This is a genomic window from Oharaeibacter diazotrophicus, assembly GCF_004362745.1.
GTDB lineage: Bacteria > Pseudomonadota > Alphaproteobacteria > Rhizobiales > Pleomorphomonadaceae > Oharaeibacter > Oharaeibacter diazotrophicus.
This window is the reverse complement of the sequence record NZ_SNXY01000008.1, coordinates 25866-44032: the sequence shown is the minus strand read 5'-3', so window position 1 is coordinate 44032 and position 18167 is coordinate 25866. Positions and strand designations below refer to the sequence as shown.

Genomic DNA, 18167 nt, shown 5'->3' with positions numbered 1-18167 from the left:
ATTACATGATTGTGAGCTAGTTAATTGTAGTTACTTGCTTGCAAGCAGGGAAATATCAATTGTTATCAGAATTCCAAATGAGGACGGGTATACCTTGTCTGGAAAAGTAGTTCGCGTTGTCGCCAGGAATGTTGATGGTATATTCTTAGATATGGACTATTCTGAAAATTACTATATTTCTTTTGTAGAGTGCAAAGTAAAGTGGAGCCCTATGAGGGAGAAAGTATATATTATCTCCGTATACCTCAGTGAAGGTGGAGGCATGTTAACAAGGGTGGCTCCTGCTTTGAATTTCCTTTCAAAGGACATTGAAATTGAAATTGAGCCTTAGACTTCTACTGAAAAAGGCGCTTTCCATCAGCGCGTTTGCGTGATTCCGTCCTCGGGTGAGGACGGGGGCGGTTCGATGCGCGGAACGGACGAGAGAGCGGGGTCCACTCGAAGCACCCGCTGCGGGCGATCCGCACGATCGTGAGCTAGGAGTTGTCGGCACTCGATGCCGACTTCGCCGGGCTCTATTCCCGGATCGGCCGTCCCTCGATCCCGCTAGATAGCGGGCAGTGTATACCAGACAATTCAGGTCGCTTCTTGTTTATGAAATCACCTATGGCATCTTGCCAACTCGGATTATCTCTAGCTCTTACGTGAAAATGTTCAGAAGCAATTGCGGTGCTGGCAGCAGTTATAAAAATAGGAAGGGCTAAGAACTTCAACATAATGCTCTCCATGAGCCAAAAACGTTGGTCAGGGCCATTCAAGCGCCGCCTAGAGGTACTCACCACCTCTCTTTTTAATTGAAGTGAATAGAAAGTGTGTGTCAAGATCGCAGTAGGCGGGCAAGCAGGGAATCGCTCTAACAATTCTTACTAGTTCAGCTGTATGAATGGCTCCAACGATCGATTTTTTGTTTAGATATCTGGGTATACAGAGATTATAACCGCCTGGCAGTGGCAAATGTATTACGGATTATTCCGCATTCTTTCTTGTTTTTGCACTCTAGGAAGCTAGAATATCTCCTTTTGACTTGTATTTTGTTATTGAATACATTTGCTAGGTGTGGCCGTTCATGCTGAGATCCGATAAAAGCCTGCCCGACGTGCCCAAGTCCTACGAGCCAGATGGAACCCAGCAAGAATACCTCGTGAAACGCTGGGGCGTCAGGCTGACCCCCAGATCGACACGTCGACGGGGAGCCCGTCAGCGATGCCACGGACGCGATCGAAGGCGTAGCCGACGGGCATTGCACCTGCGGCGATGCCCGTCAGAGGATCATCGCTGACGGGCGCCTCGACTACGACGACGACCCGCCCGCACACCAGTTTGGGCAGCCTCACCCGGAACAAGTTCGCAGCTCGTGCAGGAGGGACCACAACCAGAACAGATTCTAGTTATGAATGAGGGCACGAGAGGTGCAAGGTCAGCGGCAGCGCGCTGGTGCCATCGATCAGGTGGGGCCCCCGCGGAGGTGGTCACGCTGACGAAGCAGGGCGGCGTAGCGTTCATGGAACTGCGCCTCTTCGTCGCCATGCAACGGAACCCTGTCTATTGAAAATGTTCGGCCCCGGATGACATCGAGGATGCGCAGCTCGCCGTGCGGCACGTCAGGGAGTGCCTGACCAAGAAGCCACAAGGCGAATCGGGCGGCTTCGTCGCTAAGCGGTGGTTCGGGTGCAAAATATGGGTAGACGTAATGCTCCACTCCGTCGGCGTCGCGCACCGACATGATGCTATCGATCTTCACCACTGCATCAAGGGCTGGAATGCCGTGGCGCGCTCGAAGAACGCGCCCCGGCTGAAACGGCTGATTAGTCCACCGCCGGCGCTGGTTCCACCAAAGCAGAAAGCCATCACGAAGGAGTGGATAGAGCTTTGCCCGTCGCCCATTGCTAGCGATCCGATCGGCTACAAGATCACGCAGGTCTCCTTCGCCGAAGGCATGTGCCTTGGCGTCAGCCCAGAATGGTGCGTAGAAGTCTCCCCCACCTTCGTCGTTTTGGTCGGGCGCTTCCCGGGCTCGCTCCTCGCGTATGTCAGTGCGTAACGCCGACTGCTGCGCTCGGGCTGGCAGAAACATTATCTTCAGCAGCTTGCGCAGCGACATGTTCTGCAGCGGCATTGCCTGTCGTCCTGTTTTTGTGGCTCGCACCAGCCAAAATCGGTTCCCATCCGTTGGCACCATTGCCCGTAAAGAGGATAGTGACAGAAATATGCATTCTGATGAGCGCAAAACACAACATTGGTAACAGTACGTTCGAGACCTCCGACCCGGGCCAGCGATGCTGTCGGCGCTCGGGCGGTCTCGATCGACCCCATCCGTCAGTTAGCGCCATCTTGGCCTTTGCCCTCCCTTATTATCAATGATAACATCCTTTATCACGTGTAATAGGAGGCAGCATGGAGCGAGTGCCGATCGAGGTGGTGACGAAGGGGTTGGAGACGACCTCGGACAAGATCCGTGCGCTCGCCCATGCCGGTTACCTCCGCACCGAGATCGCCCAGCTGCTCGACATCCGCTACCAGCATGTCCGCAAGGTGCTGGTCGATGCCGGTATCGACGCCGGGCTCCAGCGCACTGTCGAGCTGACCCGCTCCACAGACATCATCGAAGCGCCCGCGAGCGATCGCGAGCCGACTCCACCGGCGGTGCTGCTCGAAGCCGGGTTTTCCCGGGTAGGGGAATGGACGCTCGACGGTGACCGTCTGACCCTCAGCGGCCGTGCTCCGGCGGAGGTGGGGGTCTACGCCTTCATCCTGGATGACGAGGTGGTCTATGTCGGCGTGACGCAGAACGGCCTGCAGGTGCGGATGGAGCAGTACCGGCGCGGGCACGCCGGCCAAAAGACGAACGCTCGCGTCAACGCGCTGATCCGCGAGGGCTTGGCCGCTGGGCATCGCGTCTCGGCTATGACCGCCGTTCCTGCTTCCTTCGACTGGAATGGTCTGCCGGTTGATGGCGCAGCCGGGCTGGAGGCGGGTCTCATCCGGCTCATCCAACCGCGCTGGAATATGCGGGGGCGATCATGAACCTCCCCGCCAATCTTGCGACCTCGGCAGTACTTCCAGCCCTTGTCTCCGCGGCCGACGAGCGCGCCCGCTTCCGCTTCCTCGAATTTTTCACCGCCCAGATCCGCAACCCGAACACCCGCCGCGCCTACGGCCGCGACGTGGCCCAGTTCCTCGACTGGTGTGCCGTGCAGGGCGTGCGGAGCCTCGGCGAGATTCACGCGTTGCACGTTGCTGCCTATGTCGAGCTGCTGACGCAGAGCCATGCGGCGCCTACCGCCAAGCGGCACCTCTCGGCGATCCGCCGCCTGTTCGACTGGCTGGTCACTGGTCAGGTGGTGCCGGCGAACCCGGCGACATCGGTGCGCGGGCCGAAGCATTCGCAGCGGGAAGGTGTGACGCCGATCTTGTCACCGGAGGAGGCGCGGCATCTTCTCGTGAGCATCGGCGATGCGACGCTGATCGACCTGCGAGACCGTGCGCTGATCGCGCTTATGGTCTACTCGTTCGCGCGCGTCGGCGCCGCGACCGGCATGAAGGTCGAAGACGTTTATATGCAGCAGCGACGCCTTTGGGTGCGCCTACACGAGAAGGGCGGCAAGCTGCACAAGATGCCCTGCCATCATTCGCTCGAGGCGTATCTCGACGCCTGGCTGGAGGCGAGCAAGCTGCGCGACGAGCCGAAGGCGCCGTTGTTCCCGACATTCCGCCGCGGCACCGGTCGGTGCGCCGGCGGCGGCGAGCTGACACGCACGGCGATGTCGCAGCCCGATGCCTTCGCCATGGTACGTCGACGGGCAAAGGCCGCCGGCATCGAGACGCCGATCGGGAATCACACTTTCCGCGGCACTGGCCTTACCGCCTACCTCTCGAACGGCGGCACGCTGGAAAAAGCGCGGGAGATGGCCAACCATGCCGATCCGCGCACCACCCAGCTATATGACAGGCGGCGCGATCAGGTGACGCTCGATGAAGTTGAGCGTGTATTGATATAGATCGCCAGCATTGCGACATGGATAATGCTGTGCGCCGTCTACTCAATTCGACGATCATATAGATTATTCCCACCGCTTGCTCTCAATTGCACGTTCTATACGCCGCAACGTGACCGGCTCAAAATCATAGTTGCGATCCAAGGATTCGCGGAAGAACGGTAAAAGCCAGATCAAGGTGCGGCGAAGAGGGGGGGTCGTAGAAAATTCTGTCGGAAAATAATTATTGAAATAAAAGTATTTCATATCAACAAAATACTCTCGTGCAAGTATTTCCATGTATGATTCCGCAATGTCGCCATATATTCCAAGATCATGATACATCCTTGTTGCGCCATCGCACTGTGCAATTATTCTACTGGGTAAGCCCCCACGTTTTAGATACCCCTTCATTTGTTCCGATAGTTCTATAGACATAGACATTTATCAATCAATCACACGACAGTGCGTCGTAAAGCTCATAGCTAGCCAAAGCGGCTCCGGCATAGGGGATTTTTCGCAGCGCCTTGGTAAGACGGTTGCGTGTGGCAAACGAATAATACCCGCGCAATGCTGCTGCATGATTCAATTGACTAAAAACTGAAGTAGACGTACCTGACGGCCCGCCACCTCCAATACCCATTCTTGGCTTTGCTATGTAAGGTCCAGCCCCACCCATTAATCCACCTGCAATACCATTTCCCATTGCGCCGATCGGTGTGTTTTTGCAAGAACAATGTGACTTTTTATAATGGTCCAAGAAATAGTCAAAAGCAAATCCACCAATTATTCCAACAGCAATAGGTACGAATAATACCTCACCAGTTGGATCAACATAGACAATAGGATTTCCATCTACATATGAATAAAGATTATAGGCTCCAGACTCTCCTAAAGAATCCCTGGAAATCCATCCACCTACTCGCGTGGAGTAGGCTCGCGTAAATGAGAGATCCAAAATCACATTAGGATCATCCAGCAAATGGGCGAAATGGAAATCTGCGGTTGCTCCAGAGATTGACAATACGTGGCCGTAAGGATCGAAGTCCATCCTGCCCACCGAAGGGCCGCCAGCCTTGCCCACGACGCCGCGCACGGAACCGATCTGGTCGATCGCGTACAGGAGGCCCTGACTGCCGGCAGCCTCTCCTTCGGCAAGGTAGCGGGTCAGGGGAGTTCCCCCACTGTCCTGCGACCGGCAGAGCTCGGTGCCGCACCAGAGATAGCGGCGGACGCCGGAGCCTGTGCCACTGATGCCGACGCGCCTTCCGAGCCCATCATAGGAATAGGTGGACAGCGGAACCGCTTGCCCGCTCGCGGTGACGGAGAGGGTCCTGTCGGCCGCGTCCCAGGCATACTCGTATTTGTCGTCCTTCAGCAGGTTGCCGTTGGCGTCGTAGCCGAACCCGACGATTTGGTTGAGTGCGTTGTAGCTGTAGGTCTGGCCCCGGAGGGAAGTGAGGTTTCCGACCTTGTCATAGGCGAAGACGAGCGGGTCGCCGCTCGACGGCGTCGCCGAGATCAGCCTGTCGGCCTTGTCGTACTTGTATTTCCAAATTTTCCCGGGAGTGCCGTCCAGCGTCTCGGTGATGCTGGTGAAATTGCCCTCCGGCGAGCTCGTGTAGCGGAACCCGACCGTGCCCTGGTTGATGATCTCCTTGAGGCGCCGGTCCTTCGCATTCGGCTCGTAGAGCCATTCCGTCGAGAAGGCGCCGTTCGAGCGCTTCGTCAGCTGCCCGCTCTCGCCGACATAGCCGTAGACGAACTTGCCGAGGCTGCTCTCGTGGGCGGACATTCGCCCCAGCTTGTCGTAGCCGAAGCGTTCCACATCGCCATCGATGGCCCGCCGGATCACCCGGCCAAGCACGTCATAGGCATAGCTGACCTGGGCATCCGGATTGTGGCTGGTCTCCGTCTTCAGCTGGAGGGCGCCGGGCACGCCCGCCGGGTAGTAGCTGTAGGTCGTGCGCGTCGCGGCATTGTCCACCGACGTCAGGCGTCCGTAGGCGGCGTCGTAGGTGAAGGCGACGTCGGCCGTGGGGGTCGGATCGTTCAGGTAGGTGATGCTCGCCAGTTGGCCGTCGAGCATGTAACCGTAGCGCGTCACCTGCTTCTTGGCGTCCGTCTTGGAGGCGAGGCGGCCGGCCTGGTCGTAGGTGTAGGTCTCCCGGGATCCGTCGGCGTAGACCTTCGCCGTGACCCGCGACTGCACGTCGATCAGCCAGGTCGTCGTATTGCCGTTGGCGTCGATCAGCGAGCGCAGCACGCCGTTCTTGTAATAGGTGAAACGGGTCTTCTGCCCGAGCGGGTCGGTCACGCTCGTCAGGTTGCGCAGGGCGTCGTAGGTGAGCCGGGTGACCCGGCCCTCGCGGTCCTTGATCCGTACCAGGTCGAGTTTGTCGTAGCCGTAGGTACGCGTCGTTCCATCGGGGAAGCGTTCGGTCGTGACCCGGTCGAGCGCGTCATACTCGTAGCGGACGGTGTACCCCTCGGAATCGGTCATGGCGACCGCGCGGCCAAGGGTGTCCCGGGTGAAGGCGACCGACGTCTTGCCATGGGCGTTGACGACACGGGCGAGATAGCCGTTGCCGTCGTAGATGTAGCTCGTCTTCTCGCCCTTCGCGTTCACCGCGACCGTGACCTGGCCACGGGTGTTGTAGGTGAAGCGCGTGCTCTGTCCCGCCGCATCCACGTAGATCTGCGGCAGGTGCCTGCCGTCATAGACGAATTGGGCGAGGGTATCGGCCGGGGCCCTGTCCTTGAGCCGCTGAACCGCTTGCAGGTCGACGCCGTCGCCATAGAGGAAATTCGTCGTCCGGCCGGCAGGGTCGACGTAGCGGGTGACGTTTCCGAGCGTATTGTATTCGAAGGACTCGAGGAGCGTCGCGCTTGCCGAAATAGCCCGCCCGACATGGAGTGGCTTGTCGAACGTGCCTTCCTGAAGATAGGTTTCACCCTGTTCGTCCTGGGACTCGTAATTCATCCAAATCCGTGCCTCCAGAGGAGGCTTTATGCTCTCGATTGTATTGCTTCTGAAGTCGAAATTGTTCTTGTCGTGAAGCCAGTGGGTCACGCGCGCCGCGCCATAGTACTGACTATCGTCATCGCCATCTTCGAACGTATAGGCGTGCTTATCCCAATACATGGTATTGCGATAATTTAAATACTCATTGCGAACGTTCATGCCTTCCGGCGTCAAAGACTCGGAAAACGGCACGGCGGAATCGTTGAAGGACTCCAGGAGTTCCTTGTTGCCGAGCGGATCCGTAACTTCGATGTATCGCTGGGCCTCTGTCCCGTCGGCCTCGAAACTGGTCGTTCCATAGGGGGTCGTCAGTCCGACGATCTTTGCGCTGCCCTTCGCATAGGTGAAGCTCGAGGTCAGGCCGATCGTGTCGGTGATCGAGGCCAGCCGAAAGCCGCCTTTACCGAACTTCTCGTAAGTGAACACTGCCGAGCGCGCGAAGGGGTCGGTCACCTTGGTGATGAGAAGCGGGCTTTCGGCGAGACCGTATGCAAGACGCGTGACCTTGCCCGCGGCATCGGTGATCGATACCAGGCGATCGCTCGTGTCGTAGGTGAGCGTGACGGCGTTGCCGTGGGGATCCGCGATCTTGGTCAACAGGAGGAACCGCAGCGCGGCGCTTTTGCCGACCGCGCGGCTGTAGGTTTCGAGGGATCCATCGGGCAGTTTGCGCTGATAGATGCCGCGCGGGTGCGACACCACCGTCAGGATCGCACCCGTCTCCGACTCGCGGTCGAACGTGCCGCTCCCGCGCTCGAAGCCGTCGTAGGCGACCGAGCCGCCGCCGCCGACGACGCGCACCACCGATCGCCCGGCTTTGCGAGGGTCGTCGCGGATGTAGCTCAGCCAGTTGAAGGACCATTTCGGGCCGAGGTTGGAGAACGGAAAGACCGACGGCTGCGACGCCTCGCGCTGGTTGTAGGTCACGGTGAAAGGCACGGCGGGCCCGAAGGGCGGCTTGTAGCCGACAGGTCTGTCCTTGATGTTCAGGCTGACGACCGATTCCGTGAAATTGTACCCGCACATTCCCTGGCAGCCGGGATCGTTGGGCGGGCTGTCCGAATTCGAAGGGCAGCTATCGCTTCCTTGATCCGGCCCTTTCGGGCCCGAAGGCGGCTGGCAGTCCGGTTTGGTCTGATGGTCGGTCGGTTTCGTCGCCCTCGGATCGCCGTTGCTGGTCGACCCCATGCCATACACAGAGGCGACGTCTTCCTTTTTGATCTCGGCCCAGCCCTCCTGCAGCGGCGCCGGCGTCAGGAAGTGACCGCTGCTCTCCAGGTCGACGGTCTCCTTCGTCACCCACAGGCTGCTGCCGAAGGTCGGGTCGACGACATGGTAGAAGCCGTTCTCCTCCGCCACGATCGCGGCGAAGTGGTTCACCTTCCAGTGGACGACCGCCGGCGTCGGCACCGCCGTCCCCGGCTGGCGGGCGACCAGCCGATAGTTCAGCTTCGCCTGGTCGGCCAGCTCCGCGAGTTGCTTCAGCGTCGTGCCATGAGGCCCCGACCGCACGGCTTCGACGAATTTCACGCCGGCTTCGGAGTAGCCCTGCTGTAGCAGAAGAGCGCGCAGGGCCAGGGGACCGCAGAGATACGCGACACTCGGCAACTCGCGCATCTGCCGCATGCCTTCCCGGGCGCCCGCGATGCTCTCCGTGGCGCTGCCGGTGGGGGTCCGCAGGTCCGCTTCGGCGAGCAGCGCCTCGATCATGTCGGCATGGCCGAGGCGGGCGTGCATCTGCAGGAGTTCGCCGAGGGCCCGATCGGCGAGATTGCGGGCCTCTTCGGACTCCTGCCCCTTGCCGATGGCCCAGGCGCGTTCGAACGCGGAAATGGCGAGCGAGAACCGGCCGGCCTGATAGGCGGACAGGCCGAGATTGGTCAGCACCGGCAGAGTCCAGCCCGAGTCCGGATGAGCCTCGGCATACCTGTCCAGGAGCGCGAGCATCTCGCCTTCAGGGGCGGAGGATGCCTTCTGCAGCATCTCGGCCAGGGCGTCGTCGTCGGCCGATGTCGTCTTCCCCGTGGCTACGAGCGGTTCCTCGAAACCGGCTCTGTAGCTTTCGATCACGTCCCGGGCGGCGCTTGCCGCCCAGCCTTCCGGCGTCGCAAGCCGCAGGAAAATCAATGCCGTAAGCACGAGGATGGCAAATGGACGTAACCTGCGCATTGTTCGCTCCGCTCCCCAACGGCACGACCGGCGTGGCATCCCAATGCGTTAATGATTGCAGCAATGAGGAGCAGCAACAAGATGAAGTTGCATCCTTGCTTCTTTTTCACTCGTCCCGCCGCGTGGGCACCGTGGCCACGCGGCGGAGAAGCCTATGAATTTATGGATGGAAGCGCCGTGGACGGCCGACGGCAACTCTGCCAGGCGTGAGGAGCATCAGCTCCGAACCTGATCGTTCCCTCGACGGTAATCGTCCCGCATGCCGTCTTCGCGCGAAGAACGCCCAGGGCGCTCGCCTGGCTCGCTATCGCTGCAGATCCAGAAAGGTCGGGCAGTGATTGCTTACATTCGATGTCACGTCGATCTTCGGAATCTCGGCACGCACGGCCTTCTGCCAGAGCGATTTCGTCGTGATGACATAGTCTATCGATTTCTCGGGTTTGCTGGAGTGTCCGTTGCACGTGATCTCTTGTTTGTAGGGCACCATGAACAGATCGAGACCGGCCGGTGTCCCGTCGTCCAGATCGGCGAATAGGACTTCGTTCGCCCGGTCGAAAACACGGTTGAAGTCGCCCAGCAGGACGACCTCACCTTCGGTGGTGCCCAGCCGGGTGTCCCACTGGCGGACATTGAGACGGCGGTCACGCAGGATGCGCATGGCCGCGCAGGAGAAACCACAGGATGCAGGCGACGGAAATCAGATTGAACGGAAACAGGCCGAGCGTGTAGTGCCCGCACCACAGTTCGCTAACCTTCGTCGGCACCCCGCCGTCGCGGAGCTTTCGCACGAACCGGCGGGAAGCCGGCGGTGGAACGACCGTGTCGAAGATGCCGGTGATAAGATAGATTTGTGATCCGTTCTCTCGAATGGCATCGATGTAGGATTCCGGGCTGATCACGGCCCAGACCCTGCGCAGCTCCTCCAGGGTGACATGATCGTCCAACGCGGCTCGGATATGCCGGGTGGCGCGTCCCAGCCAGACCGTTTCACCGAAATCGCCGGCGCTCAGAACCAGGACGTAGCGCGTCACCCGGCGCTCGACGGCGCCCACCAGGCCCGCGATGCAGGAACCGAGACTGACCCCCACGATGACCACCTCCGGACCTCCGGCCGCCGTAAGCCAAGCAACGAGCGCCCGCACTTCGGCGACCGCCTGCCGGACGGAGGATACCGTCGCGTCAAGGTCCGCGTTGAGGAAACGGTTCGCCACGCGCGCTCCTGGCACGCCGCGGGTGCCATGATGCGGCATGGTGACGACGTAGGTCGTGATCCCGCACCGACACAGGATGGCCGCCAACCGATCATAGCCGCCGTCCGTGGCGTTCCAGTGGGGCACGACGATGCAGCGCAGACGCTCCCTTCTGGCGGCGTAGATGCGGACCGGCAGGTGCTGAACGCCCTCTTCGCCCATCGTGTCCAGAACGAAATCGATCGGGCCGCCGCTCGCGCGAACGGGCGCTGCGGCGGGAAAGGTTGCGCGAAGGCCAGCCGAAGTATCTTCCGTCACGCTAGGCGGTGCGGCCAGGCGGCTGGGCGCGTACAGGCCCGCCACCTTGAACGGGTCGTCGACGGCTGCGAGACGCTCCTCCAGGCTGTGGATCGCCCACGCATAGGGGTTCATCTCACTCTCCCTGTCCTGTGGGTACCAGCCCGCTGACGAGCGTGAAACCGATCAGCAGCAACGAACCGACAATCGGATCGAGGTACGCGTCGAACGGGGGCCCGATAGCGATTGCCCAGACGGCGAAGGCGGCGGTGGAGACGATCGTCTGGATCCGCGGCGCGATGCCGCTCGGAGAGGCTGCCTGCCGCCAGGTCCAGATCGCGGTGAACACCGTTCCAAAGGCGAAGCACGCCCAGAGGATGGGTTCCCTGTTCTCACCGGCACCCGCCTTGACGAGACCGAGGACAGCCGTCCAGGCGGCGATGACGTCTGCCGGTACATACTTGACCACCTTGTCGACATACGTATCCAGTTGCGCCCCGCCGGGGGAGTTTAATTGAATATCGATGATGCGGCGGCCCATGATTCACCCCAGTTTTTGGGAAATTTTGTTAATGGGAATACCCTCACCCGCAACGCCGAAAGCTTTCGTGCGCATCGCATGATGAAGAGCGACGACATTCCACTGATCGTCGAAGCAGGGGGCGCCGCTGGAGCCGACCTGTGCGTTGCAGATGTACTGCGTGCGATTGGAACCGAGCCAGGTGATCCCTGACGGACTGATGTCCAGCTGCATCGCTATGCCGCGCGGATGATGGAGGATGTTGATGCTGCCTCCCCGGCCGAGGGGCGATTCGGAAATTGGCAGAACGAATTTGTTGAAATCCCCGACTTCGATACGGAGCATGATGTAATCGTCAATATCTATTGCGCTGGCAGACAGTATTTCAGCCCCGGCGAGTGGAATGTACTGGACTGTATCATTTGAAGTATCTGTGCTGATAGCGCCGAACTGCAGGCGAGACAGAGAGATGTTGCGGCGTACTTCTAAATCATCGCGCCCGAAGACATGATAACAGGTTGCGATGATGTCGGGCCGAATCAGGAAACCGGTTCCGACCGCCCCGCGATCGCCGATCTCGATACGGCAGATGGAGCGTGATGCGCGCGCGGCGCAGGTGAGAAAGCCCACGTCGATACCGATCGCATTGGGACGCAGAATGGCCTGCAACTGCTCGTACTCGGCGTCGCCCTGCCACGTGAAATCTGGACCGTGGCTGGCATTGTTCTCCGCCACCGGCGCCGGGACGGACCGCACTGCGACGACGGGGATGGTGAAGCGCCGACGCAGTTCCGCCTCGTCTTCGGCGACGACAAAGTCGTAGGCGATCAACAACGCTGCGATCCAGGTGGCATTATCGAAGGAAAGATCCCCGAGCACGGGAAGAAGAAGCGAGGCGAGGGTCGCTTGCTTCGTGTTTCGGGGATTCTTGCCTTGGCTGATCGCCCATGACACGAAGTTCGAAGATGCCATGGGCCCGTCGAAGCGACCGACGCTGATGTGCCTAAAGCGAGGCGGAATATTGGCGCGAATCAACAAATCATCGAAATATTGCTTCGGACGTCCGGAATTCAATGCCGTATCAGCAAGTATTTCTGCAAGATATAGCAAGTCAGAATGCTTTATTTCGGCTCGCATGATCGTTTCCACACTATCAGGATGGTCTTTTGATTCGGAGTAATTGAAAATTATATTGCAAGTCGTTAATCGAATACCATCTAACAGAGGCTTGTCCATTAGTTGATTGTTGGCGGCGATCTGGTACAGCGAGCAGCCGATATCGGCACCCACCAGCCCGACGACGACGACGATCAGAAATCCGAGTACGCTGGCTCTTTCGCCCGGCACGGTTCCCTGCTGCGACGCAAGGTCCAGTAGATCGGATATTTTGTGCTGCGCCGTCTTCAGTCGGTCCTGGATGTTTGATTTTATTTCTTCTGGGATGCTAGCATCCCGGACAATCATGTCGATGATTTCAGGGCTGTTCGTATTTGCGAATTTAGACAGGATTCCGAGCAGGGCGGCTCGATCTCCCTGTCTTAAGGATGTCGGCCTGTGCGCGATGCGCAGGCTGGGTGTCGGCTCATCGTGAACGGTTTTCAGGGCGAGGAGGGCGAAAGCCAAGGACAGGACGAAGAGCGATCCGATGTCAGCCCAAACGATGGCAAGGCACAGGCACGCGATTGACGCCGTCATCCAGGCGTATTTCGGCAGGAAGGCGCGCAGGAAGGTCTGGCCGCGGATCGCGTCCACGAGCGTCTTATCGTAGCCGAGGTGGGCGGAGCGGCGCCAGTCGGCGTCTCCGATACGCTGGAGATAGTAGGATCTGGAGTCTGCCGATGCCGACCAGATCATCGAAACCGACAGGCCGGCGACGAGCAGCGTGTAGACGGCAACGCCAAGGCTCGTGCCGGCGGAGTAGTTCGACTTCTGCGACGGGGCCACGCCGTCACCGGTAGGGAAGAACTCCGAGAACATAAAGTATTTGATATGAGTGTAGTTCGAGCCGAGGTAGAGGGACTGTAGCCTCATGGCATACGCTGCACACAGCCCAAGGATCGTGATGAAGAATATGTATCGTACAAGCTTGTAGAATTCCGTGGATAGCCCCGTGGTATGGTAGATGAGTCTGAACATGCCATCATGTTGTGCAGTCGTTCGCAAAAATGAAGCGAACAGAGCGACGTAATACAGAAGTGCTAGGAATATAAACAACACGATTGCCATGTATAGATAGCATGCCGATGTATATGCAAAAACTCCTATGTATTCTTTCGGGTGAGGCGGTGGAGGAATGTAGTGGAAATTTCCCCAGTCGGGCGGAGAGTTCGGGGGACTTCCGGTCACGAAGGGGAGGTAACTCTCATGATACCACTGAAACCCGGATGAGGCGGCGACGCCGACGAGTAGGAACGCGAAGATGGGTCCGGACGCTTCCAGCCGCTGGAGCCAGGCCGTCTCGACGACGTCCAGGGTCGTGCGCACCCCCCGCGGCCCCGTGATGAGGCCTTCTTCGACCATATAGGCCGTCATGCTGGCCCGGGACGTTGCTATCACGGAGAAGCAGTAGAGATAGAGCGGGAATAAAACCATGTAAACGAAAGTCCAGTTCGGCGCAAAAAGCATGCCGATCTGTTTATTTCCGAGAACTTCGTACGAGACATCGTGCCCGCCAATGGACGTGCTGAAGAGGCACAGCAAAAAGCCGGCCGTCAGACTGCCGACCACGAGAGAAGGTGCGGACAGTTGAAGCAGGGTGGTTTCTATGATACGTGGAATAGCTTTCGTAACGCCCATTCCAAACGAAATCCTTGCGTGTATTGGCGCGCTTAGAAGAGAACAAGCACAACGAAACCGATATCGCTGCCGACCATCAGCGAGACAACGGCGACCGATATTGCCCTACAATAGGAGGAAAAATATCCACCCCCGCTAGCACCTGTTGCAGTATGTATCTTCTCCTTTGGATTGCAAGCGTGACGATTGGGCGTACCGTGCCGTTTCTGGCGCCACGGCGCGTCCACCGCTTCCTCTCAGCCGAAACCAAGCTTAGCGGCCTGTCCGGATTTCCGGGACCACCTCAGTCTGACCTTGCGGCCTTGCGGCCTTGAGGACGTTAAGTGCGAGCTTTCGGATGACGGCGAGGTTTTCGGGGCCGTGATCCTTGCGGGCGCGGGTGTCGTCTTCGCGGAAGGCGGTGTCGAGAACTCAGTAGAGGCCGTTCTCGATGACCCGATGTCCTCGGACGGCCTTGGCGAAGGCCGCTGCGGGGAGGCGGGCGGAGGAGAGATGGTAGCGGGTCGACGTCGTGGTCCTGCCGTCGCGTTCGACGGTCGCGACGACCCGGCCGATGGTGGCTCGGCAATCAGCCTCCGTGCAGGCCAGCAGCCTAATGGAAGAAATACATGATTTGATCGCTTATTGAAGCGCTCCCCGCTTCGGTAGGACCTGGCTGCGGCGAACGTTCTGGCCCACTGGCGCACGGAGTATCACGAAATGCAGACGCCGAGCTGCTCAGTAGTTCGGACCGAAGGATATCGTTCGTCAGGATTCGCACTTTTAACGAACCGTCGATCAGGCCGTCCGCGACTGAGGCCGAGTCTTTTTCGCCAAAGCCCTGAGACTGCGATTTCAAGAACGCTCACTCGACAGTCAGCACCGCCTTTTCAATCAAATTTGACGCTTATGTAGATTCCGTCATCCTTCTTCTGGAAGACGTATTTGAGGTATGACTCGCCACCGGCATTCAGCGACACACGGCCACGGCACCGGACCAAATTCGGTGAAGAGTCCTCCGTCGCTTGGCTGCCGAGCCACTGGACGATCCGCCGCCCCCTATACAGACCCACGGATTCGTCTTCCACAGTCCGCTCCACCATTTTCCGGGCCTCGGGGCTGTCGCACTTCGGCAGGCCGGACAGGAAGAGCTCGGGGTACTCGGCGTTCACATAGGCGAAGACGAGGAAGCCGGCGACCGCGACGCCCGTCCATTTCAGAACGCGCCTGAACCGGGATTTGGGCTTTCGCTCGACCGCTGGGGCGGCCGGAGAATTGAGCACCTTCGCCTTCTGTGTCGCGAATTCCGCGTCGTTCAGGGCGCCGGATCGGTGGAGGGCGGCGAGCCGCTCGAGTTCGTCGGTGGCGCTCAGATGCGGGTTGGTCATCGAATTCGGTCTCCGGGATGGCTGTCGGAATTCAGTCGAGAGAGCCCGGCGGGTTGGCGAGGGCCGAAACGACGACCGCCAAAGGGTAGGCGACGAACAGGATCAGGACCGCAGTCGTTGCGACGGCGCGCGCGACTGGCGGCCCCAAACCACGGCCGTCGACGCGGGTGAGGATTTGGTCGGACGGGACAGAGCGGTCCCCGATCAAGCGCCGGAATCGGCGGTACAGCAGGTAATTGCCGAAAGAGCCGAAGCCGACGCTCGCCAAGAATGGCCCGAGCAGCACGAGTTGCGGGATCGGCCAAGGCGATACGAGCAGGTAGAAAAGGGTGTTCAAGACCGCAGCTGCGGCGGGCACTGCATAGAGAACGCCGAGCGCAACGTAGAATCCCCGGTAGGCGAGCCAAATTGGTGTCAGGAGCAGCGCCGCGAAGTTGGCGTGGAACATGGCGCCCTCGCGGGCCATGCGAACGAACACCGGCCGATAGTAGTCGACGTTCGTGCGGAGGAAGGCTCGCAACACGTCGTCCAGCGGCACTCCTTGAACGTTCACGTCTCTGCGCCTTTCGGATTTGAAGCGGCGCAGCGGGCGCGGCGCCGGATATGGACTTTAATCCATAGGGGCGCGCTGTGAAGTGCCTTTTCGTGCTGGCCATGGATATCCAGCAGCGCGTTGGCCAGAACATAAAGAGTGCGCGAACGGCCGCTGGGCTGTCGCAGTGGCAGCTTGTGGCCCGAATCGAAGCGCTCGCCGAAGACACCGGGGTCGACCAGTCCTATCTGAGCGGACTTGAGGCCGGCCGGCGGAACCCGACTCTTCAAACGTTGTGGCTGGTTGCGCAGGCGCTTGGGGTGCCGCTGACGCAGATCACCGACGACGGGGCGATTCAGGCACCCGGTTAGAGCGGCTTAAGTGCGGCGGGATGGCGGGGGGGGGGGGCGAGTAGCGCCGAAACGGCACGTGCCTTGACGTTGGCGTGCATTCCGTTCCGACCGGAATTCCGTGGTTGCTACTTGGTAGCTACCGCAACAAGCCTCGAAAAGCCCATTCCGCTAAGTGCTTGATTCCATTGAGAAAGTTGGCGCGCCCGAAGAGATTCGAACTCCTGACCCCCAGATTCGTAGTCTGGTGCTCTATCCAGCTGAGCTACGGGCGCCTGCCATGTCGTCGCGGGCTCGGCCCGCCGCGCCGGGTGGCCCCCGGGCGTGAGGGGGTATCTATAGCCTCGCCGGACGGATTGCAAGGGGTTTCGCGCGGCGGCCCGACGGTTGGGTGGGATAGTCGGAAACTGACTTGAATTCAGCGGGTTGGGCGGCGCCGGCGGTCAGGCGCGGGAGCGGCGGACGTCGGCGAGGGCGACGGGGCGGTCGGGAATCTCGATCTCGAACACGGCGCCGGGGCCGTCGTCGAGGAGGGCGATCGAGCCGCCGTGGGCGCGCACCAGTTCGGCGGCGATGGCGAGGCCGAGGCCGGTGCCGCCGCGGCGGACCGAGCCCTGGAACGGCTTGAACAGGTGCTCGCGGGCGCGGTCCGGCACGCCCGGTCCGGTGTCGGCGACGCGGATGCGCACCACGGTGCCGACCCGCTCGCCGGCGACGACGAGCCGGCGCACCGCCGATTCGTCGGCGGCCTGCTCGAGCGCCTGGGCGGCGTTGCGCACGAGGTTGAGCAGGACGCGGAACAGCTGGTCGCCGTCGGCGTCGACCTCGAGGTCGGCCGGCACGTCGACGGCCCACTCGATCGTCGCGTGATGGGCGACGCCGGTGATGTCGCCGACCTCGGCCGCGAGGCGCGCGAGCTTGAGCAGACGGCGCGCCGGCGGCGCCTCCTGCGCCTTGCCGTAGGCGAGCACGGCCTCGGCGTAGGAGATGGCGCGGTCGAGCGCGCCGATCAGCTTGGGCGCGAAGCGCTGCACCGTCGGGTCGGGGATCGCGGTCAGGCGGTCGGAGACGAGCTGGGCCGAGGCGAGCAGGTTGCGGAGGTCGTGGTTGATCTTGGAGACCGCGAGGCCGAGGTCGGCGAGGCGGCGCTGCTGCTTCAGCACCTCCTGGACGTGGGCCTGCATGTCGGCGAGCTGCTCCTCGGCGAGGCCGAACTCGTCGCGCCGGTTGGTCGGCACCAGGATCCGGTTCGGATCCTCCGGATCCTCGGCCCAGCGCGCGAGCGCCAGCCCGATGCGCTGCATCGGCCGCACGAACAGCCGGCGCAGACTGAGGTAGACGAGGACGGCGGAGAAGGTGGAGATGACGACCGAGAGCAGCAGGATGTTGCGCGAATAGAGCAGCATCGCCTCGCGCAGGCCGGCTTCGGAGAACACGATCTCGATCTCGCCGTCGCCGTCGAAGGCGCCGGTGGCGCGGATCATGCGGTCGCCGCCGTAGACCAGCGTGTCGAAGGCCGAGCGAATCGCGATCATCGGCGTCTGCGTGCGCATCTGGACGTCGCGCTCGACCGAGCCGGGCATCTCGTCGGCCATCGCGACGAGGCGTTTCATGCCGTGCTGGCGCACCGCGATGGCCGAGACGTCGAGGTCGCGCAGCAGCGTCGTCTGCAGCTGCGGCGTCGTCGCTCCGGGCTCGAGGGCCGACATCGCGTGGGCGGCGATGGTGGCGGAGTGCAGACGGTCCTCGATCTCGGTCTTCTGGAAGTTGGCGATCGAGGGGACGTAGATCATCACCTCCGCCAGCATGACGAAGAGCACGGTGAGGACGAGCAGCTTGAACGACAGCCCGACGGGCTGCCGCCCTCCCGCGCCGTCGAGTTCGTCCGGTCCGACCGCCGAATCGCCTTCGTCCATCTCTCCCTCGTCGACCATGCAGCGGCCCCGT

At 60.7% G+C, this 18167-nt stretch carries 12 protein-coding genes and 1 tRNA gene; 3 read left to right on the top strand and 10 right to left on the bottom strand.

Annotation, left to right across the window (positions count from 1 at the left end; translation table 11 throughout):
• Positions 1-1444 precede the first annotated feature (1444 nt).
• Positions 1445-2116, bottom strand: coding sequence for a hypothetical protein (locus tag EDD54_RS12555; RefSeq protein ID WP_126539651.1), 672 nt, complete (start codon positions 2114-2116; stop codon positions 1445-1447).
• Between the two features lie 278 nt (positions 2117-2394).
• On the opposite strand from EDD54_RS12555, the gene EDD54_RS12550 reads away from it, so the two are divergent.
• Both EDD54_RS12550 and EDD54_RS12545 read left to right on the top strand, forming a co-directional pair.
• On the top strand, positions 2395-3024 hold the full coding sequence (locus tag EDD54_RS12550; RefSeq protein WP_126539649.1) for a GIY-YIG nuclease family protein: 630 nt from the start codon (positions 2395-2397) through the stop codon (positions 3022-3024).
• A complete protein-coding gene (locus EDD54_RS12545; RefSeq protein ID WP_126539647.1) occupies positions 3021-3998 on the top strand; it encodes a tyrosine-type recombinase/integrase in 978 nt (325 codons plus the stop codon). Before EDD54_RS12550 ends, EDD54_RS12545 begins: the two co-directional genes overlap by 4 nt.
• Positions 3999-4425: 427 nt before the next feature.
• Here the strand turns inward: EDD54_RS12545 and EDD54_RS12540 are convergent, their stop codons facing one another.
• The 7 genes from EDD54_RS12540 to EDD54_RS12510 all read right to left on the bottom strand — a co-directional run bounded on the left by EDD54_RS12540 (position 4426) and on the right by EDD54_RS12510 (position 15876).
• Complete coding sequence (locus EDD54_RS12540) at positions 4426-9168, bottom strand: RHS repeat-associated core domain-containing protein (protein WP_165644292.1); 4743 nt, start codon at positions 9166-9168, stop codon at positions 4426-4428.
• A 304-nt stretch (positions 9169-9472) separates the two neighbouring features.
• The gene (locus EDD54_RS12535; protein ID WP_126539643.1) at positions 9473-9826 is read right to left on the bottom strand and encodes an endonuclease/exonuclease/phosphatase family protein; all 354 of its coding nucleotides are present in this window, start codon (positions 9824-9826) and stop codon (positions 9473-9475) included.
• Positions 9810-10790: an alpha/beta hydrolase gene (locus EDD54_RS12530; protein ID WP_126539641.1), complete on the bottom strand. Its 981-nt coding sequence runs from the start codon at positions 10788-10790 to the stop codon at positions 9810-9812. The genes EDD54_RS12535 and EDD54_RS12530 overlap by 17 nt, the downstream gene beginning before the upstream one ends.
• Before the next feature lies 1 nt (position 10791).
• On the bottom strand, positions 10792-11196 hold the full coding sequence (locus EDD54_RS12525) for a hypothetical protein (RefSeq protein WP_126539639.1): 405 nt from the start codon (positions 11194-11196) through the stop codon (positions 10792-10794).
• A 3-nt stretch (positions 11197-11199) separates the two neighbouring features.
• Positions 11200-13971, bottom strand: a complete 2772-nt coding sequence (locus EDD54_RS12520) for a trypsin-like serine peptidase (protein ID WP_126539637.1) — start codon at positions 13969-13971, stop codon at positions 11200-11202.
• An 869-nt stretch (positions 13972-14840) separates the two neighbouring features.
• Positions 14841-15338 (bottom strand): SHOCT domain-containing protein, encoded by a 498-nt coding sequence (locus EDD54_RS12515; RefSeq protein ID WP_126539635.1) that lies wholly within the window; start codon positions 15336-15338, stop codon positions 14841-14843.
• Positions 15339-15369: 31 nt separating this feature from the next.
• The gene (locus tag EDD54_RS12510) at positions 15370-15876 is read right to left on the bottom strand and encodes a DUF2628 domain-containing protein (protein ID WP_126539633.1); all 507 of its coding nucleotides are present in this window, start codon (positions 15874-15876) and stop codon (positions 15370-15372) included.
• Between the two features lie 116 nt (positions 15877-15992).
• On the opposite strand from EDD54_RS12510, the gene EDD54_RS12505 reads away from it, so the two are divergent.
• Positions 15993-16241, top strand: coding sequence for a helix-turn-helix domain-containing protein (locus tag EDD54_RS12505; RefSeq protein ID WP_126541841.1), 249 nt, complete (start codon positions 15993-15995; stop codon positions 16239-16241).
• A gap of 177 nt (positions 16242-16418) precedes the next feature.
• Here the strand turns inward: EDD54_RS12505 and EDD54_RS12500 are convergent.
• Together EDD54_RS12500 and EDD54_RS12495 are read right to left on the bottom strand one after the other, a co-directional pair.
• Positions 16419-16495: transfer RNA gene (locus tag EDD54_RS12500), tRNA-Arg, on the bottom strand.
• Positions 16496-16663: 168 nt separating this feature from the next.
• Positions 16664-18136: a sensor histidine kinase gene (locus EDD54_RS12495; RefSeq protein ID WP_126541840.1), complete on the bottom strand. Its 1473-nt coding sequence runs from the start codon at positions 18134-18136 to the stop codon at positions 16664-16666.
• Positions 18137-18167 lie beyond the last annotated feature (31 nt).

Bases quoted from the DNA above. Each gene is read 5' to 3' on its own strand.
- EDD54_RS12535 (WP_126539643.1), bottom strand. From the start codon at position 9,826: ATGCGCATCCTGCGTGACCGCCGTCTCAATGTCCGCCAGTGGGACACC.
- EDD54_RS12540 (WP_165644292.1), bottom strand. From the start codon at position 9,168: ATGCGCAGGTTACGTCCATTTGCCATCCTCGTGCTTACGGCATTGATT.
- EDD54_RS12530 (WP_126539641.1), bottom strand. From the start codon at position 10,790: ATGAACCCCTATGCGTGGGCGATCCACAGCCTGGAGGAGCGTCTCGCA.
- EDD54_RS12495 (WP_126541840.1), bottom strand. From the start codon at position 18,136: ATGGACGAAGGCGATTCGGCGGTCGGACCGGACGAACTCGACGGCGCG.
- EDD54_RS12520 (WP_126539637.1), bottom strand. From the start codon at position 13,971: ATGGGCGTTACGAAAGCTATTCCACGTATCATAGAAACCACCCTGCTT.
- EDD54_RS12515 (WP_126539635.1), bottom strand. From the start codon at position 15,338: ATGACCAACCCGCATCTGAGCGCCACCGACGAACTCGAGCGGCTCGCC.
- EDD54_RS12525 (WP_126539639.1), bottom strand. From the start codon at position 11,196: ATGGGCCGCCGCATCATCGATATTCAATTAAACTCCCCCGGCGGGGCG.
- EDD54_RS12505 (WP_126541841.1), top strand. From the start codon at position 15,993: ATGGATATCCAGCAGCGCGTTGGCCAGAACATAAAGAGTGCGCGAACG.
- EDD54_RS12550 (WP_126539649.1), top strand. From the start codon at position 2,395: ATGGAGCGAGTGCCGATCGAGGTGGTGACGAAGGGGTTGGAGACGACC.
- EDD54_RS12545 (WP_126539647.1), top strand. From the start codon at position 3,021: ATGAACCTCCCCGCCAATCTTGCGACCTCGGCAGTACTTCCAGCCCTT.
- EDD54_RS12555 (WP_126539651.1), bottom strand. From the start codon at position 2,116: ATGCCGCTGCAGAACATGTCGCTGCGCAAGCTGCTGAAGATAATGTTT.